The 18870-nt window shown below is 61.1% G+C and carries 19 protein-coding genes; 9 read left to right on the top strand and 10 right to left on the bottom strand.

All coding sequences use genetic code 11. The features are described from left to right. Positions 1-273 precede the first annotated feature (273 nt). The 4 genes from KP004_RS09355 (at position 274) to KP004_RS09340 (ending at position 3918) form a co-directional block, all read left to right on the top strand. Positions 274-1203, top strand: a complete 930-nt coding sequence (locus tag KP004_RS09355) for a hypothetical protein (protein ID WP_216802046.1) — start codon at positions 274-276, stop codon at positions 1201-1203. A gap of 86 nt (positions 1204-1289) precedes the next feature. Further along, the gene (locus KP004_RS09350) at positions 1290-1868 is read left to right on the top strand and encodes an antibiotic biosynthesis monooxygenase (protein ID WP_216802045.1); all 579 of its coding nucleotides are present in this window, start codon (positions 1290-1292) and stop codon (positions 1866-1868) included. A gap of 118 nt (positions 1869-1986) precedes the next feature. Further along, a complete protein-coding gene (locus KP004_RS21485) occupies positions 1987-3486 on the top strand; it encodes a HAMP domain-containing methyl-accepting chemotaxis protein (protein ID WP_216802044.1) in 1500 nt (499 codons plus the stop codon). 210 nt (positions 3487-3696) lie between these two features. Next, the gene (locus KP004_RS09340; RefSeq protein ID WP_216802043.1) at positions 3697-3918 is read left to right on the top strand and encodes a hypothetical protein; all 222 of its coding nucleotides are present in this window, start codon (positions 3697-3699) and stop codon (positions 3916-3918) included. 83 nt (positions 3919-4001) lie between these two features. Here KP004_RS09340 and KP004_RS09335 read toward each other — a convergent pair whose 3' ends face one another. The 10 genes from KP004_RS09335 to KP004_RS09290 all read right to left on the bottom strand — a co-directional run bounded on the left by KP004_RS09335 (position 4002) and on the right by KP004_RS09290 (position 14720). Beyond that, the gene (locus tag KP004_RS09335; protein WP_216802042.1) at positions 4002-4760 is read right to left on the bottom strand and encodes a DUF1499 domain-containing protein; all 759 of its coding nucleotides are present in this window, start codon (positions 4758-4760) and stop codon (positions 4002-4004) included. A gap of 109 nt (positions 4761-4869) precedes the next feature. After that, on the bottom strand, positions 4870-5871 hold the full coding sequence (locus KP004_RS09330) for a methyltransferase (protein ID WP_216802041.1): 1002 nt from the start codon (positions 5869-5871) through the stop codon (positions 4870-4872). A 329-nt stretch (positions 5872-6200) separates the two neighbouring features. Next, positions 6201-7679, bottom strand: a complete 1479-nt coding sequence (locus KP004_RS09325) for an ammonia-forming cytochrome c nitrite reductase subunit c552 (protein ID WP_216802040.1) — start codon at positions 7677-7679, stop codon at positions 6201-6203. A 201-nt stretch (positions 7680-7880) separates the two neighbouring features. Beyond that, entirely contained in the window at positions 7881-8783 is a 903-nt protein-coding gene (locus KP004_RS09320; RefSeq protein WP_216802039.1) for a sensor domain-containing diguanylate cyclase, read from the bottom strand. A 140-nt stretch (positions 8784-8923) separates the two neighbouring features. After that, positions 8924-9838 carry a Ppx/GppA phosphatase family protein gene (locus KP004_RS09315; RefSeq protein WP_216802038.1) on the bottom strand — a complete coding sequence of 305 codons (915 nt, stop codon included), beginning with the start codon at positions 9836-9838 and terminating at the stop codon, positions 8924-8926. Beyond that, on the bottom strand, positions 9835-11505 hold the full coding sequence (locus KP004_RS09310; RefSeq protein WP_216802037.1) for a Na/Pi cotransporter family protein: 1671 nt from the start codon (positions 11503-11505) through the stop codon (positions 9835-9837). The genes KP004_RS09315 and KP004_RS09310 overlap by 4 nt, the downstream gene beginning before the upstream one ends. A gap of 129 nt (positions 11506-11634) precedes the next feature. Next, the gene (locus KP004_RS09305; protein WP_183349941.1) at positions 11635-11910 is read right to left on the bottom strand and encodes an HU family DNA-binding protein; all 276 of its coding nucleotides are present in this window, start codon (positions 11908-11910) and stop codon (positions 11635-11637) included. A gap of 26 nt (positions 11911-11936) precedes the next feature. Beyond that, positions 11937-12989, bottom strand: a complete 1053-nt coding sequence (locus KP004_RS09300; RefSeq protein WP_216802036.1) for a tetratricopeptide repeat protein — start codon at positions 12987-12989, stop codon at positions 11937-11939. 29 nt (positions 12990-13018) lie between these two features. Next, positions 13019-14335, bottom strand: coding sequence for a 23S rRNA (uracil(1939)-C(5))-methyltransferase RlmD (rlmD, locus tag KP004_RS09295; protein WP_216802035.1), 1317 nt, complete (start codon positions 14333-14335; stop codon positions 13019-13021). Then, on the bottom strand, positions 14328-14720 hold the full coding sequence (locus KP004_RS09290; RefSeq protein ID WP_216802034.1) for a hypothetical protein: 393 nt from the start codon (positions 14718-14720) through the stop codon (positions 14328-14330). Before KP004_RS09290 ends, rlmD begins: the two co-directional genes overlap by 8 nt. Before the next feature lie 181 nt (positions 14721-14901). Here KP004_RS09290 and infA point away from each other — a divergent pair, with 181 nt between their 5' ends. The 5 genes from infA to bioD all read left to right on the top strand — a co-directional run bounded on the left by infA (position 14902) and on the right by bioD (position 18804). Further along, positions 14902-15120: a translation initiation factor IF-1 gene (gene infA, locus KP004_RS09285; RefSeq protein ID WP_012530490.1), complete on the top strand. Its 219-nt coding sequence runs from the start codon at positions 14902-14904 to the stop codon at positions 15118-15120. A gap of 158 nt (positions 15121-15278) precedes the next feature. After that, complete coding sequence (gene efp / locus KP004_RS09280) at positions 15279-15842, top strand: elongation factor P (RefSeq protein WP_216802033.1); 564 nt, start codon at positions 15279-15281, stop codon at positions 15840-15842. 3 nt (positions 15843-15845) lie between these two features. Next, positions 15846-16757: an EF-P lysine aminoacylase EpmA gene (gene epmA, locus KP004_RS09275; RefSeq protein ID WP_216802032.1), complete on the top strand. Its 912-nt coding sequence runs from the start codon at positions 15846-15848 to the stop codon at positions 16755-16757. Between the two features lie 200 nt (positions 16758-16957). Continuing rightward, positions 16958-17944: a biotin synthase BioB gene (bioB, locus tag KP004_RS09270; RefSeq protein WP_216802031.1), complete on the top strand. Its 987-nt coding sequence runs from the start codon at positions 16958-16960 to the stop codon at positions 17942-17944. A 140-nt stretch (positions 17945-18084) separates the two neighbouring features. Further along, positions 18085-18804 carry a dethiobiotin synthase gene (gene bioD, locus KP004_RS09265; RefSeq protein ID WP_216802030.1) on the top strand — a complete coding sequence of 240 codons (720 nt, stop codon included), beginning with the start codon at positions 18085-18087 and terminating at the stop codon, positions 18802-18804. Positions 18805-18870 lie beyond the last annotated feature (66 nt).

The following is an 18870-nucleotide window of genomic DNA, read 5'->3' as shown; positions in this document are numbered from 1 at the left end:
CTATGGAAAGTATTCAGTGCCACGCGCAGGACTCCGAAGAAGAGGTGGCACGACAACGGGCAGGCCGCCCAAATTAGCGGCAGCAACCACGCGTCGAGTGGAAACATGACTCCGGTGGCAGATCATGGAAGGGGTGGCACTGTAGTGGTTCTCCGCATCGTTAGCGGTCACTGGTTTGTACTTTTTCGTTGTTTATCATTAATAGCGATGTTATCCTGCAACGAATTTGCGCTGTTCGTAGCCAAGATTATGGAATGAATGAAGGAGGAAGAGATGCTTATGAAGTTTGCCAAAGTAATGGCCCTGGTGATCGCCCTGATGCAGTTTGCGGGATGTGGCGGTGGGGGCGGCGAGACGACGGGTTATACGGGAAAGACAGCCCCGGCAGCCCTGACGGCCGGCAATGCAACTCAGATGTCGATCGACGTGATGGACGGTCTCGACAGCGTGTCGTCCTTAGGGGCGATTGCCAAGAACGTAGCCGCCTCTCGTCCGGATTCAATCACGGTCAAATCGCTCTCAGACGTTCTTGAAAGCAGCGTCGCGTCGATGGTGCGGAAACCTGCCATGGCCAAGACGGTCGCGCAGGCAACCAGCGGGACCGAATACGGCTACTCCGGTTCGTTCAGCTATGTCGGCTCTCTCGATCCCGCGACGGGCAAGTTGTCGGCGACCTTCACCTACAACGCCTACCAGCCGGCCGCTGGTTCGGCAATCCTGTCGGGCACGGTCACTGTCAGCGGTTCCGTTGCGGCAACAGGGGAGTTAGACCGCCTCTCCATCGTCATCTCTTCCCTTCAGATCGCTGAGCCGGGGCTTTATGGCGGCGACGCAGGAACGTTCGTCACTGTCAAAGGCAGGATGACGATCGAGAACGGCCTCGATAAAACCATCACCTTCTCCATGGTCTTCATCGACGGAGCAACCGGTAAGACTTACTGGTACAAGGATTTCAGCATGGTTGTCTCGTACAGCACCATGACCGTCCAGGGAACCTTTTATCACTCCGATCACGGCTATGTCACCATGACCACCCTCACCCCTCTCTCCACTACCACCACTATCTACGGGGATCCGATCTCAGGGCAACTTCTGTTCACCGGTGACAATGGGGCGAGAGTGCGTCTGACCTACACCGGGACCGGCATCGGCTACCTGCTCGAGCTCGATGCTACGGGGACCGGAAATTACATCGCACTGTAAGCACCGTCAGCTGACAGTGATACATTCTCGGAGGGGTGGCATGCACTGCACCCCTCTTCATTTTTTGGCTGTGAGGGTGAGACCCCATGGGTGAGGAAGACAAATTCCCGCAGAACTTGCAGCAGGGGGCCACGGTGGTCATCACCCACCGGGTGAAGGAAGGGCAGCAGGCAGGGTACAACGAGTGGCTCAACGAAATTGGCCCCCTGTGCAGGGCGTCCCTGGGCCATCTCGACTGGCACATAGTTCGCCCCCTGCCCGACCTGTCGGAGACCTACACCATAATCGTCCGCTTCGATACCGCCGAGCACCTGCAAGAGTGGATGAACTCGGAGGTGCGCCGGCGGCTGATCGAAAAGGTACGCCCCTTGCTCGCCGGCGATGACGATTTCTTGGTGCGTAGCGGCCTCGACTTCTGGTTCACCCCGTCCGGCGCGAAGGCCAAAGTACCGGTCCGCTGGAAGCAATTCCTGGTGACCTGGTCGGCAATCTTTCCGCTGGCATCGTGTGTGCCGCTGGCCGTAATGCCGCTATTACGCAGGATCGGCGTACCTCCCCTTCCCTACCTCGACACCCTGTTCATTTCCGGAATCATCGTTTTCCTCATGGTTTACGTGGTAATGCCGCGCTACACACGGTTGGTACAACGTTGGCTGTTCGCCTAATACCAGCCGTCGTGAATAGCCAATTTTTTTACTAAAGAACCGTATTGCAATTCCGAAAAGACTTGGGCAATGAGAAAGGGCCTTCGCCAACCGGCGGAGAGGCGAAAAGGAGCTGCGCATGTCTATCTCGAAGAGATTATTCCTGTTGTTGTTCGTTTCGGTGTTCGCGATGGTGGGACTCACGGTGTTCAATGAGTTCCAATCGGAGCGCGTCTACAACGCCGCTAACTACGGCAACATTAACAGCGTCCCGAGTATCACGGTCCTCAACAGGGCTTCGATAGCGATGCGTGATGTGCAAAGCGACACCTTGATCCACATCCTGAACACCGATCACGCCAAGATGGCTGAATTGGACCGGATCATCCAGGATGGGAGATCAGAGGTGGACAAGGCGCTCAAAGAGTACGAGCAGCTTCTCTCCGACGACAAGGACAAGCAGTATCTCGCGGATGACCGTGCCGTCGTCGCAGAGCTCTATGCCCTGGTGGACAAGGTGCTGGACTTGTCCCGCGCCAACAAAAACAATGAAGCAAGAGAGCTGTTCATGGCCAACAAATCTGTCTGCACCAAGGCCGACAGCGTTTTCGCCACCCACCTGAAGTACAACCTGGTGCTGTCGGACAAGGGGAGCAAGGACGCGATAGCCATCAAGAAATCCGCGCTGGTCCTGGCGGTGACCTCGACGCTGATCGTGGTAGGCATCGTGATCGCGGTGGCCCTTTTCATCATCCGTTCGGTGCGGGCAGTGGTCTCCGAGGTTATGGGCGCTGCCAACAACGTCTCCTCCGGCAGCCAGCAGATGTCGCAAAGCGCCGAAGAGCTTTCCCAGGGGGCGACCGAACAGGCCGCGGCCGCGGAAGAAGCATCATCGTCCATGGAGCAGATGTCCGCCAATGTCCGTCAGAACGCGGACAACGCGTTGCAGACGGAGAAGATCGCATTGCAGACCGCTGCCGACGCCAAGGAGAGCGGCCAGGCTGTCACCAAGACGGTGCAGGCCATGAGGGAGATCGCCGGAAAGATCTCGATAATCGAGGAGATCGCCCGCCAGACCAACCTGTTGGCCCTGAACGCCGCCATCGAGGCGGCCCGTGCCGGTGAGCACGGCAAAGGTTTCGCGGTTGTGGCAAGCGAGGTGAGAAAACTCGCAGAGCGTTCCCAGAAGGCTGCTGCCGAGATATCCAGCCTGTCCCAGGGGAGCGTTGAGGTTGCGGACAAGGCGGGTGAGATGCTGGCGCAGATGCTCCCGAACATTCAGAAAACGTCCGAGCTGGTACAGGAGATCACTGCAGCCTGCAAGGAGCAGGACGCAGGCGTGCTGCAGATCAACCAGGCGATCCAGCAGCTCGACCAGGTGATCCAACAGAATGCATCCGCTGCCGAAGAAATGGCCAGCACCGCCGAAGAGCTCGCGGGACAGGCAGAGCAGCTGCAAAGCGCTATCTCCCTTCTCACCGCCGGCAACAAAGGGGACAAGGGCGCTGCCCCCCTGCGCAGAGCTCCCACGAAACCTGCGGCCAGAAAAGCCGGGCTTAAGCCCGCCTCCAGCAAGCTCACCTACTCGGGAGCGGTTCTGGATCTTGAAGAACAGGATCAACGGTTCGAGAAATATTGAGTCGCTGCAACCACTGTCACTTTATGCGCGGGAGCTTCATTCCGGTGGGGCTCCCGTTTTTTGTCCGTCGGCACAACCGGAATTAATTGGGTTAACTGTGATCTAAGTTACATCTAAATATCAGGACTTAATTCAAGCTGCCGGTACCTACGTGGATGCTTTCAGTCTGATGGTTGGCGTACAACGTCATTAGCTGTAAAGGAGGACGTGATGGCTTCCAGAGATCGCAGCAACGGTGCCAGGTTGGACTCGGCAAACTTCTGTGTACTGCAGGTGCAGCTCTCCGGCAAGGGAGCGGCTACCTGCACCTCTCCCCAAACGCACTTCGTGACGGTCGACAACCGCATGGAGACCCTAGACTTCGTTCACAACAACTTGGACCTCTGTGCCAAGAACATCCTCAAGCTGATCCGGCGCAAGGACGACAAATAAAAACCCCGGAGAACCTGAGTTCCACCGGGGATCAAAGTGACTCGCGCGTCGGTTGCGTCACGTGAAGTATCTGCGCCTTCGCCTTACTTGTGGGGCGGCGCGATCCTCGCGAGAAATGCCCGCACCCTCTTCGCGTTGGTGCCGAGATCGGAGATGCCCACCCGGGATGCCGACCGTATGTCGAGCAGTGATCGATCTCCGGCCGGAACGATCCGCACCGCGATATCGTCTTTAAAGCCGAACCACCTCGTCGTATCTGTCGCCTCTATGATCCCTTCCGCCGGACGCTCCGCCACTATATCCCATTTCAGATCCCTCGCCGTCAGCAGTGCCATCTTGTAGGCCTCGTTCGCAGGCACCGCCAGCACCACCGTTTTCAGGTCGGGATAAGCCTTCATCTGCTGCGTCGCCACCTCGATCCCACCGTACCTCACGCCGGCGCGACGCTCGGTGCTGATGGCGACAAAGCGCGGCGGGTTGTTTAGGTCGGTGCTGATATCGTGGATGCGCGGATAGCTTTGCGCCTGGACCTTCCAGTAGAGCGGGATCGCAAAGGAGACCAGGGCGAGAAGCAGGGCGAGCAGCGAGACGAAAATCCCTTTGAAGTGCCTCCTCCTGACCGAAACGACACTCGATACGAGCGCAATGACCGCACATCCAAAGCCGATGTAGCCTGCCGCCTTGATCATGGAGAAACCGGTTCTGAAGGTCCAGACATGGAGCTTTGCACCCGGCCCGGAGGAGAAAAGGAGCAGGGCCGCGCAGGCGGCACAGGCAACTGCGAAAATCGGCAGCACGATCGCGCTGCTGCTGGCGGATGTTTTACTTTCCTCCTGGTCCATATCGCCTCCTTTCATACCCCCGGTTCTGTACCTGCCTTCCCCCTCCCCAACCCTCCCCCTTCGGGGAGGGGGATGCGCCGCTACGTTGTACTCGTGAAGTGCAAGCTTGTTACGGGACTAGCGCGGCTATGACGCCTGCACCGTTGGGTAACTCGATGGGGAGACGTCGTACCTGCGTCGCCCCGGCCTTCTCCAGCATCTCGAACAGTTCGCCCTGGCTGTAGGCCTGCCCTTCGGGCGTACCGAGCAGCATGTTCAGCGAGAACAGGGCGGGAAATACCGGTGCATCGCGCTTGTCGTTGAGTATGAATTCCTGGATCAGGATCAACCCGCCAGGCTCCAGGGCCGATACGGTCTTTCTGAGTACGCTTGCGCAGGCATCCGGGCCGATACCGTGCAGCACGTGGGAGAGCCAGGCCACGTCGAATCCCTCGGGCAGGTCGTCCTGTTCGAAATCGACGGCGACAAACCCAACGCGGTCCGACAGCTCGAAACGCGCGACAGTCTGTTCGGCAAAGGTCCTGGTGGTGGAGAGGTCGCAGATGACGGCATCGATGTGAGGGTTGTGCAGACAGAAGTGAATCGCGTAGGTGCCGGGACCGCCTCCGAGATCGAGCAGGCGCCGGCGCCCTTGCAGGTCGACCTGGGGGACGATCTTGGGGGCGAGTATCATGGCCAGGTTGAACATCCCCATCAGGAAGCTTTCGCGCGAGCTTGCCACGTCCTCGTGCGAGACCCGTTCCCGTACCGGGTGCCCGGATTTCACCGACTCGTCGAGGCGGCTCCAGCCGGCAACAAGGTGATGGTGGTGCATGATGATGTGCCCGAGGTAATCGGGCGAAGTGCGGTTTAGGAACTTCGCTGAAAACGGGGTTGTCGTGTAACGTTGATCCTGCTTTACCAACAGCCCCAAGGCGGCAAGGGCGTCCAGCAGCATGGCAAGACCGCGTGCATCCAGGTCCAGGTCACGAGCCAGCTCGTCTGCGGTCATCGAACCCGATGCGAGTGGCGAGAAGACGTTCAGTTTCACCCCCGCATGCAGGGTGCAGGTGCTCCAGTAGCTGCCGGACAGTTCAAGAAGCGTTGCCGGCGTCCATTCCTTAAATTCCACTTTCTCCTCCCTCGCGGTGCCCCCGGGTCTCCCCGGTTCACTTGAAATGCAGCGATGCTGCTGAAATCATTAGACGGGCCAAGTCTACCCGCCGGCGGGAGCAGCGTCAAGCCGGTGTTGGCAGAAGGGACAGGCTCCGTAAGGTGCCTGTCCCTCTAGCGGAACGCTCTTTTCGGCTCAATCGGCTTTTCCAAGCATCAAGGGGACAGGCACCTGCGGAGCCAGTACCCCCCTTCGGGTAAGCTGCCCCACTTGCGGAAAGGGATGCTGACAAAAAAAGAGGACGGACCCGTGGGCCCGCCCTCCCCTCCTAGCGAATGTCGGCGCCGCTATTTCACCAGCGTCGGCGGCAGGATCTCGTGCTCTTTCTTGAACTGCAGCTTCTTGGTGCCGCGGTTCATCGTGTACTTGGAGAGTTCCAGGTCGACCTTGTCCGGCACCGATACGCCCGCCTTGGCCAGCAACTGGCGCAGGTGCATATCCGCTCCTGCGGCATGGTTGGCGGCATCCTCGATGACGCGCGCGGCCTCCGCAGGGTTATGGAAACCGGTGGAGTTCTCGGCCCCGAGGAAGATCAGGCGGTAGAAGGCCTGCTCGTAGTGTTCCCTTGCGGTCGCGTACAGTTCCTCGTCGATCTGCTTGCCTGCGCCCCTGGCCTTGTTGGCCATTTCGAAGAGCTTCGCATCGGTCGCCACGGCATACCCGGTCTTCAGGTAGCGGTCGATGAAGCGGTCCTGGATGGCGATAACCTTCTGGCGCAGTTGTGCGGGCGTTTCGCTGTGGCACGCGGCGCAGGCGGACATGCTTCCCTTGAGCGGGCTCATGATCCTGTGGTCGGTCAGTTCCTCGTTGCTGGTGGTCATCATCGGCATGTGGCAGTCGGCGCAGGTCACCCCTTCCAGGTAGTGAGGACTCTGGTTCGAGTAGAACTCGTACTCGGGATGACGAATGAAGGCCAGTTTGAACCCGGTGACCGCCTGGACCCATTCTCCGTGCGATGGGGAACTCTTGATCTGCTTGATGATGTTCTCGATGGTGATGTGCCCTTCCCGGCTGCCGGCCCAGGGGAAGACCACGTCGGTGGAGTGCATCTCCTTGTCCTTAGGGATCATGTAGGTGACATGGCACTGGGCACAGACGAAGGTGCGCTTCTGTTCTCGTGTCAGCTTATCCTGGTCCAGGCCGATCTCTCTCAGTGCCTTGCCCAAAGTAAAGCCGCGGGAAATCCGCAGTGCCATCCCCTTGTTGTCGTGACAGTCGATGCAGGCGACCCCGAGGGTCTGGTTCGCCTTGGGCAGGCGCGCCAGCACTTCCTTGTACGGAGTCGAGAAGTAAGCCGGCCCCATCTCCTTGGCCAGTTTGGGAGCGTAGGGAGTCTTGCAGGTAAGGCAGGCACCTCCGGCCTTGACCCTGCCGGGATCGACCTCCAACTGGTCCTGCACCATATAATAGTGCCCGCGCGGTTCGTTATACTCCGCCCCGAAGCCCCACCCGTTGTAGAGCAGCGCCAGGAAGGGGTATTCGTCCAGCTTATCTCGACGCTCTTCTCCCACGTCGTAGCCCCGTTTGTACTTGCTGAGCCCGGCAGGAGTCGGTTCGCTGGTCAGCTTCCATTGCTGGTAATGGACCGGGTACAGCTTGCCCCACCGCGCCGGGGCGATGGCCGCATCGGCGGGATCAAGCGGCGCTTCGGTTACCTGTGTCGTCGGCACCTCAGCGTTGCGGTGACTGCACCCGGCCCAGATTGCGGTGGCGGCCAGACTGGCAAGGACGGCGACAGTACATCTCGTGGCGATCTTGACACCCATCTTTGGTTCCTCCCTGTTGATGGCGTTAGGACAGCGACTGCGCGTCTAAGCAAACGACATGAGTCTACCATCATTTTCGCCAGTGGGTGTCGGGGACGGGAGTTTCTGTAAGAAAAGCTGACTGGGGGGGGACCGGAAGACGGGTGCGGGTCTGAACTAAGAAAGGGATGCTGCAGGTTGCCGGGGAAGCGGTTTCCGGCCTCAGCCGATGGTAAGACGATTCTTGCCGGCGGCCTTGCTCTGGTACATAAGGCCGTCTGCGCGTGCCAGCAGTGTCTGTACGGTGTCGTTTTCGACGGCCATGGTCGCGCCGATGGAGATGGTGACCCGCAGCGCCTCGCCTTCCACCAGCACGAACGACTTCTCGACCAGGCGGCGCAAACGCTGCCCCATGTGCTTCAGGTTCGCGTTCGATACGTTGCGGATGATGCCGACGAACTCCTCCCCGCCCCAGCGGCCGTACAGGTCGAAGGGGCGGGAGTTGGCGCTCAGGGTCCCGGCCACGAACTGCAGCACCCGGTCTCCGGTGTCGTGTCCGTAGCGGTCGTTGATGGTCTTGAAATCGTCCAGATCCATGAACAGGATGCCGAACGGGATGTCGTAGCGGTTCATCTCCTCGATGCGGGACTCGAGCTCGCGGTCCAGGTAGCGGCGGTTGGCCAACTGGGTGAGGCCGTCCAGAAGCGCCAGTTTTTCCAGCTCCTTGAGCCGGTCGTCGTTGTCCACCTGGCCGCTGTTGTCCGAGAACATCTCCACCCCGCCGATCACCTGGCCGGTATCGTCGGTAAGGGGGATGACACGTACCAGCACCGGGATCCGGTGCCCGTTTTTGTGGTGCAGAAACACCTGTGCGTCGTGGGGGATACCCGAGTCGATGGTCGAAGCGAGGGGACATTCGCTGCAGCAGAGGTTGAGGCCGACGTCGTCGACGTGGCAAAGGATGTTGTCGGCACACGGTTTGCCGATCACCTCCTCGGCGCTGTACCCGGAGATCCGTTCGGCGGCGTGGTTCCAGAACACGATCTTCCGGTCCGTGTCGACGATATAGAGCCCGTCGCGCAGGTCATCTATGATCTTTTTGTACGAATCTTTACTGAGATACATGGACACGAGGCTCCTTCGGCAAGAAAGGGAGGCCGGACCGCTTCCCGAAGGACGGACGGGGCAACCTGCGTATTAAAAGGTAAAGGAACGAATGGTTAATGAGTATAACGTTTCGCCGTTTGTTGTCAAAACAAAAGCGGCTACGGCGCCGCCTGGACGCCGAGGATGAGCCCTTCCAGCACCCCCGAGTCGCTCACCTTGAAGGTGGCGAAGCCGAACTCGCGCATCGTGGTCAGCACGACCAGTATGCCGGCGATGATGAGGTCCTCGCGCCCCGGTTCGAGACCCGGCACCTGCAGACGCTCCTGCGGCGTGAGGGGAAGCAGCCGGTGGAACATCGCCTCCACCTTGGCCAAAGGCAGGGTGTGGTTGTTCACCTTCTTGTAGTCGTAGTCGGTCATGCCGAGGTCGATGGCGGCCAGGGTGGTGGCCGTCCCCGCGGTTCCCACGAGGGTCGCACCCTTAAACCGATCGGCAAGTCCCTCTGCGGAGAGTTCATCCCGAAGCGCCGTGAGCTCGCGCCGGATCTTGTCTTCCATCTCGGCCACCCCCACCTTCCCCTCGGTGAGACGCACCACGCCGATCGGGAGGCTGCGGGAGAAGAGCGGCTTGCGGGCCGCGGCCAAAGTGTACTCGGTACTCCCGCCGCCGACATCGAACACCGCCAGGTCCTCGTCCTTGTTGTCCAGTATGGAGGCCACCCCCCTCAGGGTGAGCATGGCTTCTTCGCCGCCGTCGATGACCTCCAGCGCGATACCCGTTTCCTCCAGGACGCGCCTGCAGAAATCGGCGCCGTTTTTGGCGTCGCGCACAGCCGAGGTGGCGACCGCCCTCAGCCGTACCACCCCGTGACCGGCCATGTCGGCGGCGAATTCCTTAAGGGCGGCAAGGGAGCGCTCCTGGGCTTCGGGTGAGAGGCCGACCTCGCGGGTGAAACCGCCGCCGAGCCTGGTGATGATGCGTTTTAACAGAACCTGGCGGTACGGGGCCTGGGTGGCGATGAGAAGCCTTGCGGTGTTGGTGCCGAGGTCGATGGCGGCTACCTTGTCTGTCATGGGTTGAGTCCTTTTCTCTGGGCGATTATGGAGAAGCAGAGCTGCGATATCTTCGAGAAACTGACGATGATGTCGCTGTAAAGAAGCCCCGCGACGATGTTGCACTTGCCGCTTTTCAGGCGGCGCAGGTGGCTTGCCTGCAGTTCGCTCTCCAGGGAGGCGATCTCCAGTTTCAGGTTGGTCACGTCCTCGACCTGTTCACCTTTCAGGGCGGTCTCGCACCGGGCGACCACCTCCCCCACCTTGGCGGCGACCCGTTTCAACTCCTCCATGGCGCTGGCGGAAAAGCGGAGCCGCTCCTCTTTCTTGCGCATGAGGTAGTTGAGGATGGCCTCGGCCTGGTCCCCTACCTGCTCGATCTCGTTCACCAGTTCCAGCATGGTGGGTATCTCGACGGCGCGGTCCAGCGAGAGCGTCTCCCGGGAAAGCGCCACCAGGAACTGGGACATGTCGCGGTGCAGCACGTCCAGCACCACCTCCTTGTCCCGCACCGCGGCGGCGACCTTGGGGTTGAAGCCGTCGAACTGGCTAACGAGATCGGCGTACATGGCGGCGGCGATGCCGCCCATCCTGGAAAGCTCGTTCCATGCCTGCACCAGGGCGATGGTGGGGGTCTTGATGACCCGCACGTCGATGAAGCGGGGGCGCGGCTCGCTCTCGGAGCGCCTGGTCGGGAGCAGCGTCTCCGCGGAGCGGGCGAAGAAGCCGATGGTGGGCAGGAACATGAACAGAGAGGCGACGGTGAACAGGGTGTGCGCGTTGGCCAGATGCCGGGCGATGTGCGGGCGCAGGGCCTGCACCACCGCCTCGGGGGGCGCACCCCGGTGCAGAAGGGAGAGATCCCCCGGGGAGACCAGCGCCACGGCCTTCAGGAAGAAGGGGAAGAAGGCCAGGGCCAGGGCGATCGCCACGCAACTGATGCCGAAATAGATGATGACGGCGCGCTTGGCGGTCTGGGTGCCTCCGATGGAGGCGATGAGAGGTATCAGGGCCGCACCGGCCACCTCGCCGATCACCATGGCGATGGCAGCATCATAGGAGAGGACGCCGGCCGAGGCGAGCGCGATCACGACCCCGAGGGTGGCGCTGCCTGACTGCACCAGGAAGGTGAGCAGCGCGCCGAGAATGACCGCGACCAGGCGCAGCGAGGGGAGCCCCTGGTGCAGCCCTGCGATGATGGCGCTCTCGCTGAGCGGCAGGCAGGCACCTTCCAGGATGGAGAGGCCGAAGAAGACGAGGCCGATCCCCAGCAGCATCCCTCCCGCTTCGGAAAGCTTGCGGCTGCGGGAGAAGAAATTGAGGAACACCCCGATGGTGATGGCCGGGAGCGCGAGGGCGGAAACGCGCAACGCGATGAACTGTATGGCGAGCGTGGTGCCGATGCCGGTGCCGAGCAGGACTCCAAGCGCCTGGTACAGGGAGAGGAGCCCGGCGTTCACGAAGCCGACCACGAGGACCGACGCCGCAGAGCCGGACTGCAGGATGGAAGCGAGGCAGCTGCCGATCAGGGGGGCGGTGAGGCGGTTGCCGGTGGTGCGCTCCAGCACGCGGCGCAGGCGCTCTCCGGTTACCTTTTGCAGCCCCTCCGACATGGTGCGCATGCCGAGAATGAAGAGCGCCAGGCCGCCGAGAGCCTCGACGATGTACGACCAAGAGGTGGGAAACATGGTAAGGCCAGTCCAGCGTGTTAAGGCTAACGTTGCATCAAGAATAATGGGCGCCCGTCGGCCATGTCGACCGGCGGGCGCAGTGGTGGTGTCGAGGTTATGTTGCTCGTGTCAGGTGAAACCGAAAGGTCAGCCGGAGACCTTCTCCTTCAGCTCCTTACCGACCTTGAAGAAGGGCAACTTCTTCGCCTTGACCGAGATCGATTCACCCGTTTTGGGGTTCCTGCCGGTATAGGCGTCGTACTCCTTCACTACGAAGCTGCCAAAGCCCCTGATTTCTATCCGGTCGCCGGAGAGCAGGGCCTCGGTCATCGATGCGAAGACGGCGTTGACGACTTCCTCCGCCTTCTTGAAGGAGAGGGTCTTTTTAGCTGCGAGAGATTCAATGAGTTCTGATTTGTTCATTGTCCACCTCCGGAAACCAGCTTCTTTTAACAACATCCTTTTAAATATTTTTTGGACAGGTACTTCACGTCGTCGGTACGACCCTGACGGTTCAGGATCGGGATGAGCCGCTCGGCCGCCGCCTTGGCCACGCTCGGGTAATCCAGCGACTTGGTCCACAGCTCCATGGCCCGTTCCACGTCTCCCGTCGTCTCGTGCAGTTCGGCCAGCATGAACTGGGCCTGATCCGGCAGGATGTCCGCGTCCAGCATGCTCTGCACAACCGCTTTCGCCTGCGGGTAGCGTCCGCCGCCGGCCATCAAATGAACGAGCGCGATGTACACGGTTGCGTTCTGCGGGTTGAGCGCCAGTGCCCGATTCAGGAGCGCCTCGCTCTCATGAATTTGCCCCGCCCTGAACATTATAAGTGCCACTTCGTATAATACAATGTCATTTTCACCAGATAACAACATTTCTTGCAAAATGGGGAACGCGTCGCGGTCGTTGCCTTCATGAATCATGAGGTACGCCTTGGCGAATTTGGGACCGAGTTCTGCGTATCTCCCCGGCAGGTCCCCCGGCAGCGGCTGGACCATGAGGTAGAACTGGTCTTCCTCGGAAAGGCTCATCTCCATCGGAGCCGGCTCCTCGTGGTGGTGGTCGCCGTGCCCTTTGCAGGTGGTGCAGGAACCGCCGCCGTGCGGCTTGTAGTTGCCGGCACCGGCCGGTGCCTCGGCAGGCTTGGCGGCAGCCTGGGCCTCGGGCTGCTCCAGTTTCGCGGCCTGGGCATGGGCCCGGGACTTTATGGCGGGATCGGCGGCAAGGTCGGCGGCAAGGCAGAAGTGATCATAGGCCTTTTGCGTCTCGCCGGCACGCAGGGCGTGCTCCCCTTCCTGCAGGTTCAGCTCTCCCAGGTGGTTCCCGGCCTGGTCGAGCCCCTGACGGATGGCTGCTGCCTCCTGGGAAGCGTCTGCAGGGCAGAGTTTCAGCGCCTCCTGGAAGTCGACGCGTGCATCAGCGTAGCGCTCTGCGGCGAGGTGCTTGGCACCCTGGTTCTGGTAATGACGAAAATCCTTCTTGCCGAACAGTCCGAAAAACATGCAGCCTCCATTTGGTGGATTGTAATTACTTATGCACGAACCAGTTCGGTAACGCTCTCGAGGTGGTAGGTCTGCGGGAACATATCTACCGGCTTCGAGCGGGTCACCTGGTACCCGTTGCTGCCAAGTGAAGCGAGATCGCGGGCCAGCGTGGCCGGATCGCAGGAAACGTAGATGATCTTTGCCGGTGCGAGAGCGGCGAGCTCGGCGGCGGCCTCGGCCCCTCCCCGGGGCGGGTCGAGCACCACCAGGTCGAACCTCTCCTTGCGCTTGACCAGTCGCCGGACGGCCTGGGCCGCATCGCTCACCTGGAAGGTGGCGTTGCCGATGCCGTTGGCCTCGGCGTTGGCCGCGGCATCGAGGATGGACGGGGCATACCCTTCGATTCCCAGGACCTCCGCGGCCTGAAGCGCCAGCGGCAGGGAGATGTTGCCGTTGCCGCAGTACAGGTCGAGCACCCTCTCTTTCCCGGTCAGCCCGGCCCACCCGCAGGCGGTACGGATCAGCTCGAGGTTCTGAGGGTAGTTCACCTGCGAGAACCCACCCCGCCCGAATCGGAGCGTAAGCTCCTTCGAGCCCGGTATCAACCCGGCGGGGATTCGATAGCTCAGGGCTTCGATGCCGAAGACCTTCGCCAGGTCCCCCTTTTGTCCGCTGCGCAGGAAGGCGCCGGCAACCGAGGGGAGTTGCGACCGCTCCCGGGCCAGGGCTTCGATCAGTCGTCCCCCCGCGCCCCCCCTGCTGTGCACGATGGCGATCCCCTCCCCCGTGTCGCCGATGGAGAGGTCGATCTGGTGGATGAGTTCGAACTGCGGCAGCCCGGGTAGGATCGCCCGGAACTCGGCCGCCATGCGGTTCAGCTGCGGGTTGGCCAAGGGGCACCCGGCGCCGAAATCGACCACGTCATGGGAGCCGGTGCGGAAAAAGCCCATCTGCACCGCGCCTGCGACCACGGATACCTTCACCTGAACGCGGGAGCGGTAGCCGAACGGTTCCGGCGCCGCCGCGACCGGCAGCACCTTTTCCCTGGGGACCTTGCCGATGCGCGCCAGCGTGTCCGCGAAGATGGTCCCTTTCTGCTGCAACTGTTCGGGGTACGGCAGGAACTGCCAGTCGCAGCCGCCGCACGCGCCGAAGACGGGACACGGCGGTACGACGCGGAGGTCGGAAGGCTCGAGCAGTTCGACCAGCTCCCCTTCCAGGAAGGAGCGTTTCTCCTTCACCACGCGGATCCTCGCCCGGTCGCCGGGGGCGGTGCAGGGGACGAAACAGGCCTTGCCTTCCACCCTGCCGAAACCGGCGCCGCCGTAGCAGAGACTTTCTATGACAACGACCGGCTCAGCCATGGACACCGCGCGGTACGAAGCCCGTCTTGCGTCCCCGGACTCGGGCCAGTTCGGCCTGGATCAGCTTCTGCGGAAATCCGGGGTTGTTGAAGTACCCAAGGGAGTGCGCGGCGAAGTCGGCGATGACCCGCTCCACGGTCTGTTCCACTGAGAGAGAGGCAACGCCCTGGTGCTCGATTTCCTTTTTGTAGCTCACGCTGGGGCCCAGCAGTTTTCTGGCACTCTGGTGGGAGTCCTCGTCGGGGAAAAGCTCCGGCGAAAGCGGCACTTCGCAGCAAATCTGGATGCGGACCTGGTGGTAGTCGCCAAAGTAACGGCGCGTGGCATCGAAGAAGCGAACGGTGAGCCCGTTGGACAGCGGGATCTCCCTGATCAGTTTTTGCATGTAACCTCGGTACTCCTTGGAAAAATCTGGCCATTTTTTTAGCATGTTATGGGAGTTCTGTAAATAGGCATGATATCGAAGGGAAAATGGTAACAGCAGTGAAATGCAGCTTGCTTTTTGCGGGAAAAATTTGTAGACTCACAGATTGTTAAAAGAAGCCATATATCCCTCAGGAGCAAAAATGAGCAAGGAAGAAGCAATAGAAGTAGAAGGAACGGTCATTGAGCCGCTTCCCAACGCGATGTTCAAGGTGAAGCTGGAAAACGACCACATGGTGCTGGCGCACATCTCCGGCAAGATGAGGAAGTTTTTCATCAAGATCCTGCCTGGCGACAAGGTCACCGTAGAGCTCTCTCCCTACGACCTGAGCCGCGGCCGCATCACCTATCGCGCCAAATAAGCCCTTCCCCCGTACGTCACCGGCGTCTGTCCCTGCCATCCTCAGCACCGCTGCAAGGCACATACGGATAACATAGGACCCACTACGGTTTAGCTGCGTGCTTCGCGCGCAGCGCACTGAACCTTTATTCAATCTCACAGCAAGAAGAGGAAGAATCAATGTACACTGCAGCAGACCTGAGAAAAGGCTTGAAGATCACCATCGACAACGAGCCCTACATCATCACCCACTTCGACTTCGCGAAGCCGGGCAAAGGGCAGGCCCTTTACCGCACCAAGATGAAGAACATGATCACCGGCTCCACCTTGGACCGCACCTACCGCTCCGGCGAGACCTTCGAGCCGGCCAACCTGGAAGACCGCGTGATGCAGTACCTGTACAAGGAAGACGATCACTACTGCTTCATGGACAACTCGACCTTCGAGCAGATCCACATCAGCGAAGACGCCATGGGCGACGCCAAGAACTACCTGATCGACAACCTTCAGGTCGACGTCCTCCTGTTCAGGGAGAAGGCGATCGGGGTCGACGTACCGAACTTCGTCAACCTCCGCGTCGTGCAGACCGATCCCTGGGTCAAGGGTGACACCTCCGGCAGCGACTCCAAGCCCGCCACCGTCGAGACCGGTTACGTGCTGCGCGTACCGCCGTTCATCGAAGAAGGCGAGCTGATCACCATCGACACCCGCACCGGCGAGTACTCCACCAGGGTCAAGGGGTAAGGCATGTCGGGAAGTTGGCCACTGGCCAGGCGCTCTCAAGCCCTGGCCCAGCGTGGCGCGATCTTCACCAGGATCAGGATGTTTTTCCAGGAAAAGGGGTATCTCGAAGTCGAGACCCCTTTTCGCATACCTGCTCCCGCCCCCGAGGCGCAGATCGACGCCATCCCCAGCGACGGCTGGTTCCTGCAGACCTCACCCGAACTCTGCATGAAGCGGCTCTTGGCCGCCGGCTATCCCCGCATCTTCCAGATCTGCCGCTGCTGGCGCGACGGCGAGCGCGGCACCCGCCACCTGAGCGAGTTCACCATGCTCGAGTGGTACCGGGCCCGGGCGGACTACCGCGTGCTGATGGACGAAACCGAGCAACTGGTAAGGACCGCAGCCGGGGTGGACACCATCACCTATCGCGGCGTCGAGATCGCCCTCGCCACAGCCTGGGAGCGGATCACGGTGCGCGACGCCTTCCTGCGCTACACCGACACCACCGCCGAAGCGGCCCTGAGCGCGGGGACCTTCGACGAGCTCATGGTGGACAGGATCGAGCCGAAGCTCGGCATCGGCCGCCCCACCTTCATCTACGATTACCCTGCCAGCTGTTCAGCCCTGGCCCGCCTCAAGGCCGACGACCCCAGTGTGGCCGAGCGCTTCGAGCTCTACCTGGGCGGCCTGGAGATCGCCAACGCCTTCTCCGAGCTCATCGACCCGGTCGAGCAGCGGACGAGGTTCGAGGCCGAGGCGGCCGAGCGGGCGCGTCACGGCAAGCACAGCTACCCCGTACCGGAAAAGTTCCTGGCGGCGCTGGCGGAGATGCCCGAAGCCGCCGGCATCGCCCTGGGGCTCGATCGCCTGGTCATGGTTCTGCTCGACGCCGAGAGCATCGACGACGTCGTCGCCTTCACCACCGAAGAACTTTAGGCGAACAGCGCGGGCAGCACGGGTGCCATCTCCTGATAAGTCCTATGCAGTTCGAGCCCGCAGCTGTCACGCTTGCGCGGCACTCTTCAACATGTGATCAACCGCCCGATGCACGATCTTCTGTCCATTCGTCAACCAGTCACGCTGAAGTGGTTGACAACCTCCTCTTCTGCGTGCTAAATGACCCGCTGGAGGATCACATGGAAAAACTCATCTCTGAAATAGCAGAAAGAATCATCGCAGGCGGTTCCATCACCGAGGAAGAAGCGATCCGTCTTTCGGACGCACAAGGCTCCGAGCTCTTCGACCTGTTCCGGGCGGCGACCCGCGTCAAGGAGCATTTCGTCGGCAACGAGGTGCATCTGTGCTCCATCATCAACGCCAAGTCCGGGCGCTGCGCCGAGAACTGCGCCTTTTGCGCCCAGTCCGCCCATCACACGACCGATGCGCCGGTTTACCCGCTGGTCCAGGAAGATCAGATGGTGGAATGCGCCAAGACGGCGGAAACCAACGGCAGCGCCTGTTTCGGCATCATCACCAGCGGCACCACGGTCAAGGGGCAGGAGCTGGAGCAGATCCTCGCCGCGCTGCGCCGCATCCGCAAGGAAACCTCCATCCTCCCCTCCTGCTCGCTCGGCATCATCGACGAGGAGACCGCGCGGAAACTCAAGGAAGCGGGCATGGACACCTACCACCACAACCTGGAGACCGCGGAGAGCTTCTTCCCCAACATCTGCACCACCCACGCCTACCAGGAAGACGTCGACACGGTGCGCGCCGTCAAAAAGGCCGGGGTCAAGGTCTGCTCCGGCGGCATCTTCGGCATGGGCGAGAGCGCCGCGCAGCGCGTGGAGATGGCCTTCACCCTCAAAGAGCTCGACGTCGATTCGGTGCCGATGAACTTCCTGAACCCGATCGAGGGAACCAGGCTCGAGGGTGCCCGCAACATCACCGCGCATGAGTGCCTGAAGACCATCGCCATCTACCGCCTCATCATGCCGGAGAAAAGGATCACCATCTGCGGCGGACGAGAGAAGAACCTGCGCGACCTGCAGTCCTGGATCTTCTTCGCCGGCGCCAACGGCACCATGATCGGCAATTACCTCACCACCGCGGGTCGCAACGTCGATACCGATCTGACCATGTTCAGCGACCTCGGCCTGACCACGGTGATGTGCGCGCACTAAAGGGGACTGGCTCCGCCAGGTGCCTGTCCCCTTGAGATTGGGAAGCTGACTGGGCGGAAAGGAGCGTTCCGCTAAAGGGACAGGCACCTGACGGAGCCAGTCCCTTCCCGCAGCAGAGCCTCATTCGAAAGGAAAGAGATATGCCAGCCAAAAGCATCTTCATCACCGGCACCGACACCGGCGTGGGAAAAACCATCGCATCGGCGACCATCGCCATGCTGCTCAGAAAGATGGGCCACAGCGTAGGGATCATGAAGCCGGTAACCAGCGGCTGCATCGAGCGCGACGGCCGACTCGTGTCCGAGGACGCCGAACTGCTCGCCTTCGCCGCCGGGGTCCCGGTAACCCAGGACGCCGCACCCTACCTGCTCAGGGCACCGCTCGCCCCTTCGGTCTCCGCTACCCAGGACGGCGTCCGCATCGGCTTCGATGTCATCAAGGAGGCCTACCAGAGGCTTGCCGCGCAGTACGACTTCGTCATCGTGGAAGGGGCCGGCGGTTTGATGGTCCCCCTGGCCGGCGGCTTGCTGGTTGCCGACCTCGCCCTGCACCTCGCCCTTCCCATCGCGGTGGTGGCACGCCCCAACCTGGGCACCATCAATCACACCCTGCTCACCACCTTTACCGCCCGGACACTCGGCCTCAAGGTGAAAGGGGTTATCGTGAACCGCTATCCCGATACGCCCGATCAGGCCGAATCCTACGCTCCGCACATGATCGATTCCCTCTCCGGCGCCCAGCTCCTCGGCCTCTTCCCCGACCTCGAGGCGGAGGACGAGCGCGACCTGGTCACCAAGCTTGCCGACCGGCTGCTGCAGATGCCCGCAACGGGAATCATGCTGCGGGAAATGTTCGAATAAACCTGAAACCGTTCTACTCCTAAAACCGGTTCTACGTTCTACGTTGACATCCCAAAACCGGTTCAA

Origin of the sequence: Geomonas oryzisoli, from assembly GCF_018986915.1 — a bacterium.
GTDB classification, from domain to species: Bacteria; Desulfobacterota; Desulfuromonadia; order Geobacterales; family Geobacteraceae; genus Geomonas; species Geomonas oryzisoli.
Note: the sequence above shows the minus strand (reverse complement) of the source record. Positions and strands in the feature narration are given on the sequence as shown.

Coding starts and splice junctions, on each gene's coding strand:
- bioD (WP_216802030.1), top strand. CDS start 18,085: ATGCCAGCCAAAAGCATCTTCATCACCGGCACCGACACCGGCGTGGGA.
- KP004_RS09320 (WP_216802039.1), bottom strand. CDS start 8,783: ATGTATCTCAGTAAAGATTCGTACAAAAAGATCATAGATGACCTGCGC.
- bioB (WP_216802031.1), top strand. CDS start 16,958: ATGGAAAAACTCATCTCTGAAATAGCAGAAAGAATCATCGCAGGCGGT.
- KP004_RS09300 (WP_216802036.1), bottom strand. CDS start 12,989: ATGTTTTTCGGACTGTTCGGCAAGAAGGATTTTCGTCATTACCAGAAC.
- epmA (WP_216802032.1), top strand. CDS start 15,846: ATGTCGGGAAGTTGGCCACTGGCCAGGCGCTCTCAAGCCCTGGCCCAG.
- KP004_RS09350 (WP_216802045.1), top strand. CDS start 1,290: ATGGGTGAGGAAGACAAATTCCCGCAGAACTTGCAGCAGGGGGCCACG.
- infA (WP_012530490.1), top strand. CDS start 14,902: ATGAGCAAGGAAGAAGCAATAGAAGTAGAAGGAACGGTCATTGAGCCG.
- KP004_RS09355 (WP_216802046.1), top strand. CDS start 274: ATGCTTATGAAGTTTGCCAAAGTAATGGCCCTGGTGATCGCCCTGATG.
- KP004_RS09340 (WP_216802043.1), top strand. CDS start 3,697: ATGGCTTCCAGAGATCGCAGCAACGGTGCCAGGTTGGACTCGGCAAAC.
- efp (WP_216802033.1), top strand. CDS start 15,279: ATGTACACTGCAGCAGACCTGAGAAAAGGCTTGAAGATCACCATCGAC.
- KP004_RS09290 (WP_216802034.1), bottom strand. CDS start 14,720: ATGCAAAAACTGATCAGGGAGATCCCGCTGTCCAACGGGCTCACCGTT.
- KP004_RS21485 (WP_216802044.1), top strand. CDS start 1,987: ATGTCTATCTCGAAGAGATTATTCCTGTTGTTGTTCGTTTCGGTGTTC.
- KP004_RS09315 (WP_216802038.1), bottom strand. CDS start 9,838: ATGACAGACAAGGTAGCCGCCATCGACCTCGGCACCAACACCGCAAGG.
- KP004_RS09325 (WP_216802040.1), bottom strand. CDS start 7,679: ATGGGTGTCAAGATCGCCACGAGATGTACTGTCGCCGTCCTTGCCAGT.
- KP004_RS09310 (WP_216802037.1), bottom strand. CDS start 11,505: ATGTTTCCCACCTCTTGGTCGTACATCGTCGAGGCTCTCGGCGGCCTG.
- rlmD (WP_216802035.1), bottom strand. CDS start 14,335: ATGGCTGAGCCGGTCGTTGTCATAGAAAGTCTCTGCTACGGCGGCGCC.
- KP004_RS09305 (WP_183349941.1), bottom strand. CDS start 11,910: ATGAACAAATCAGAACTCATTGAATCTCTCGCAGCTAAAAAGACCCTC.
- KP004_RS09335 (WP_216802042.1), bottom strand. CDS start 4,760: ATGGACCAGGAGGAAAGTAAAACATCCGCCAGCAGCAGCGCGATCGTG.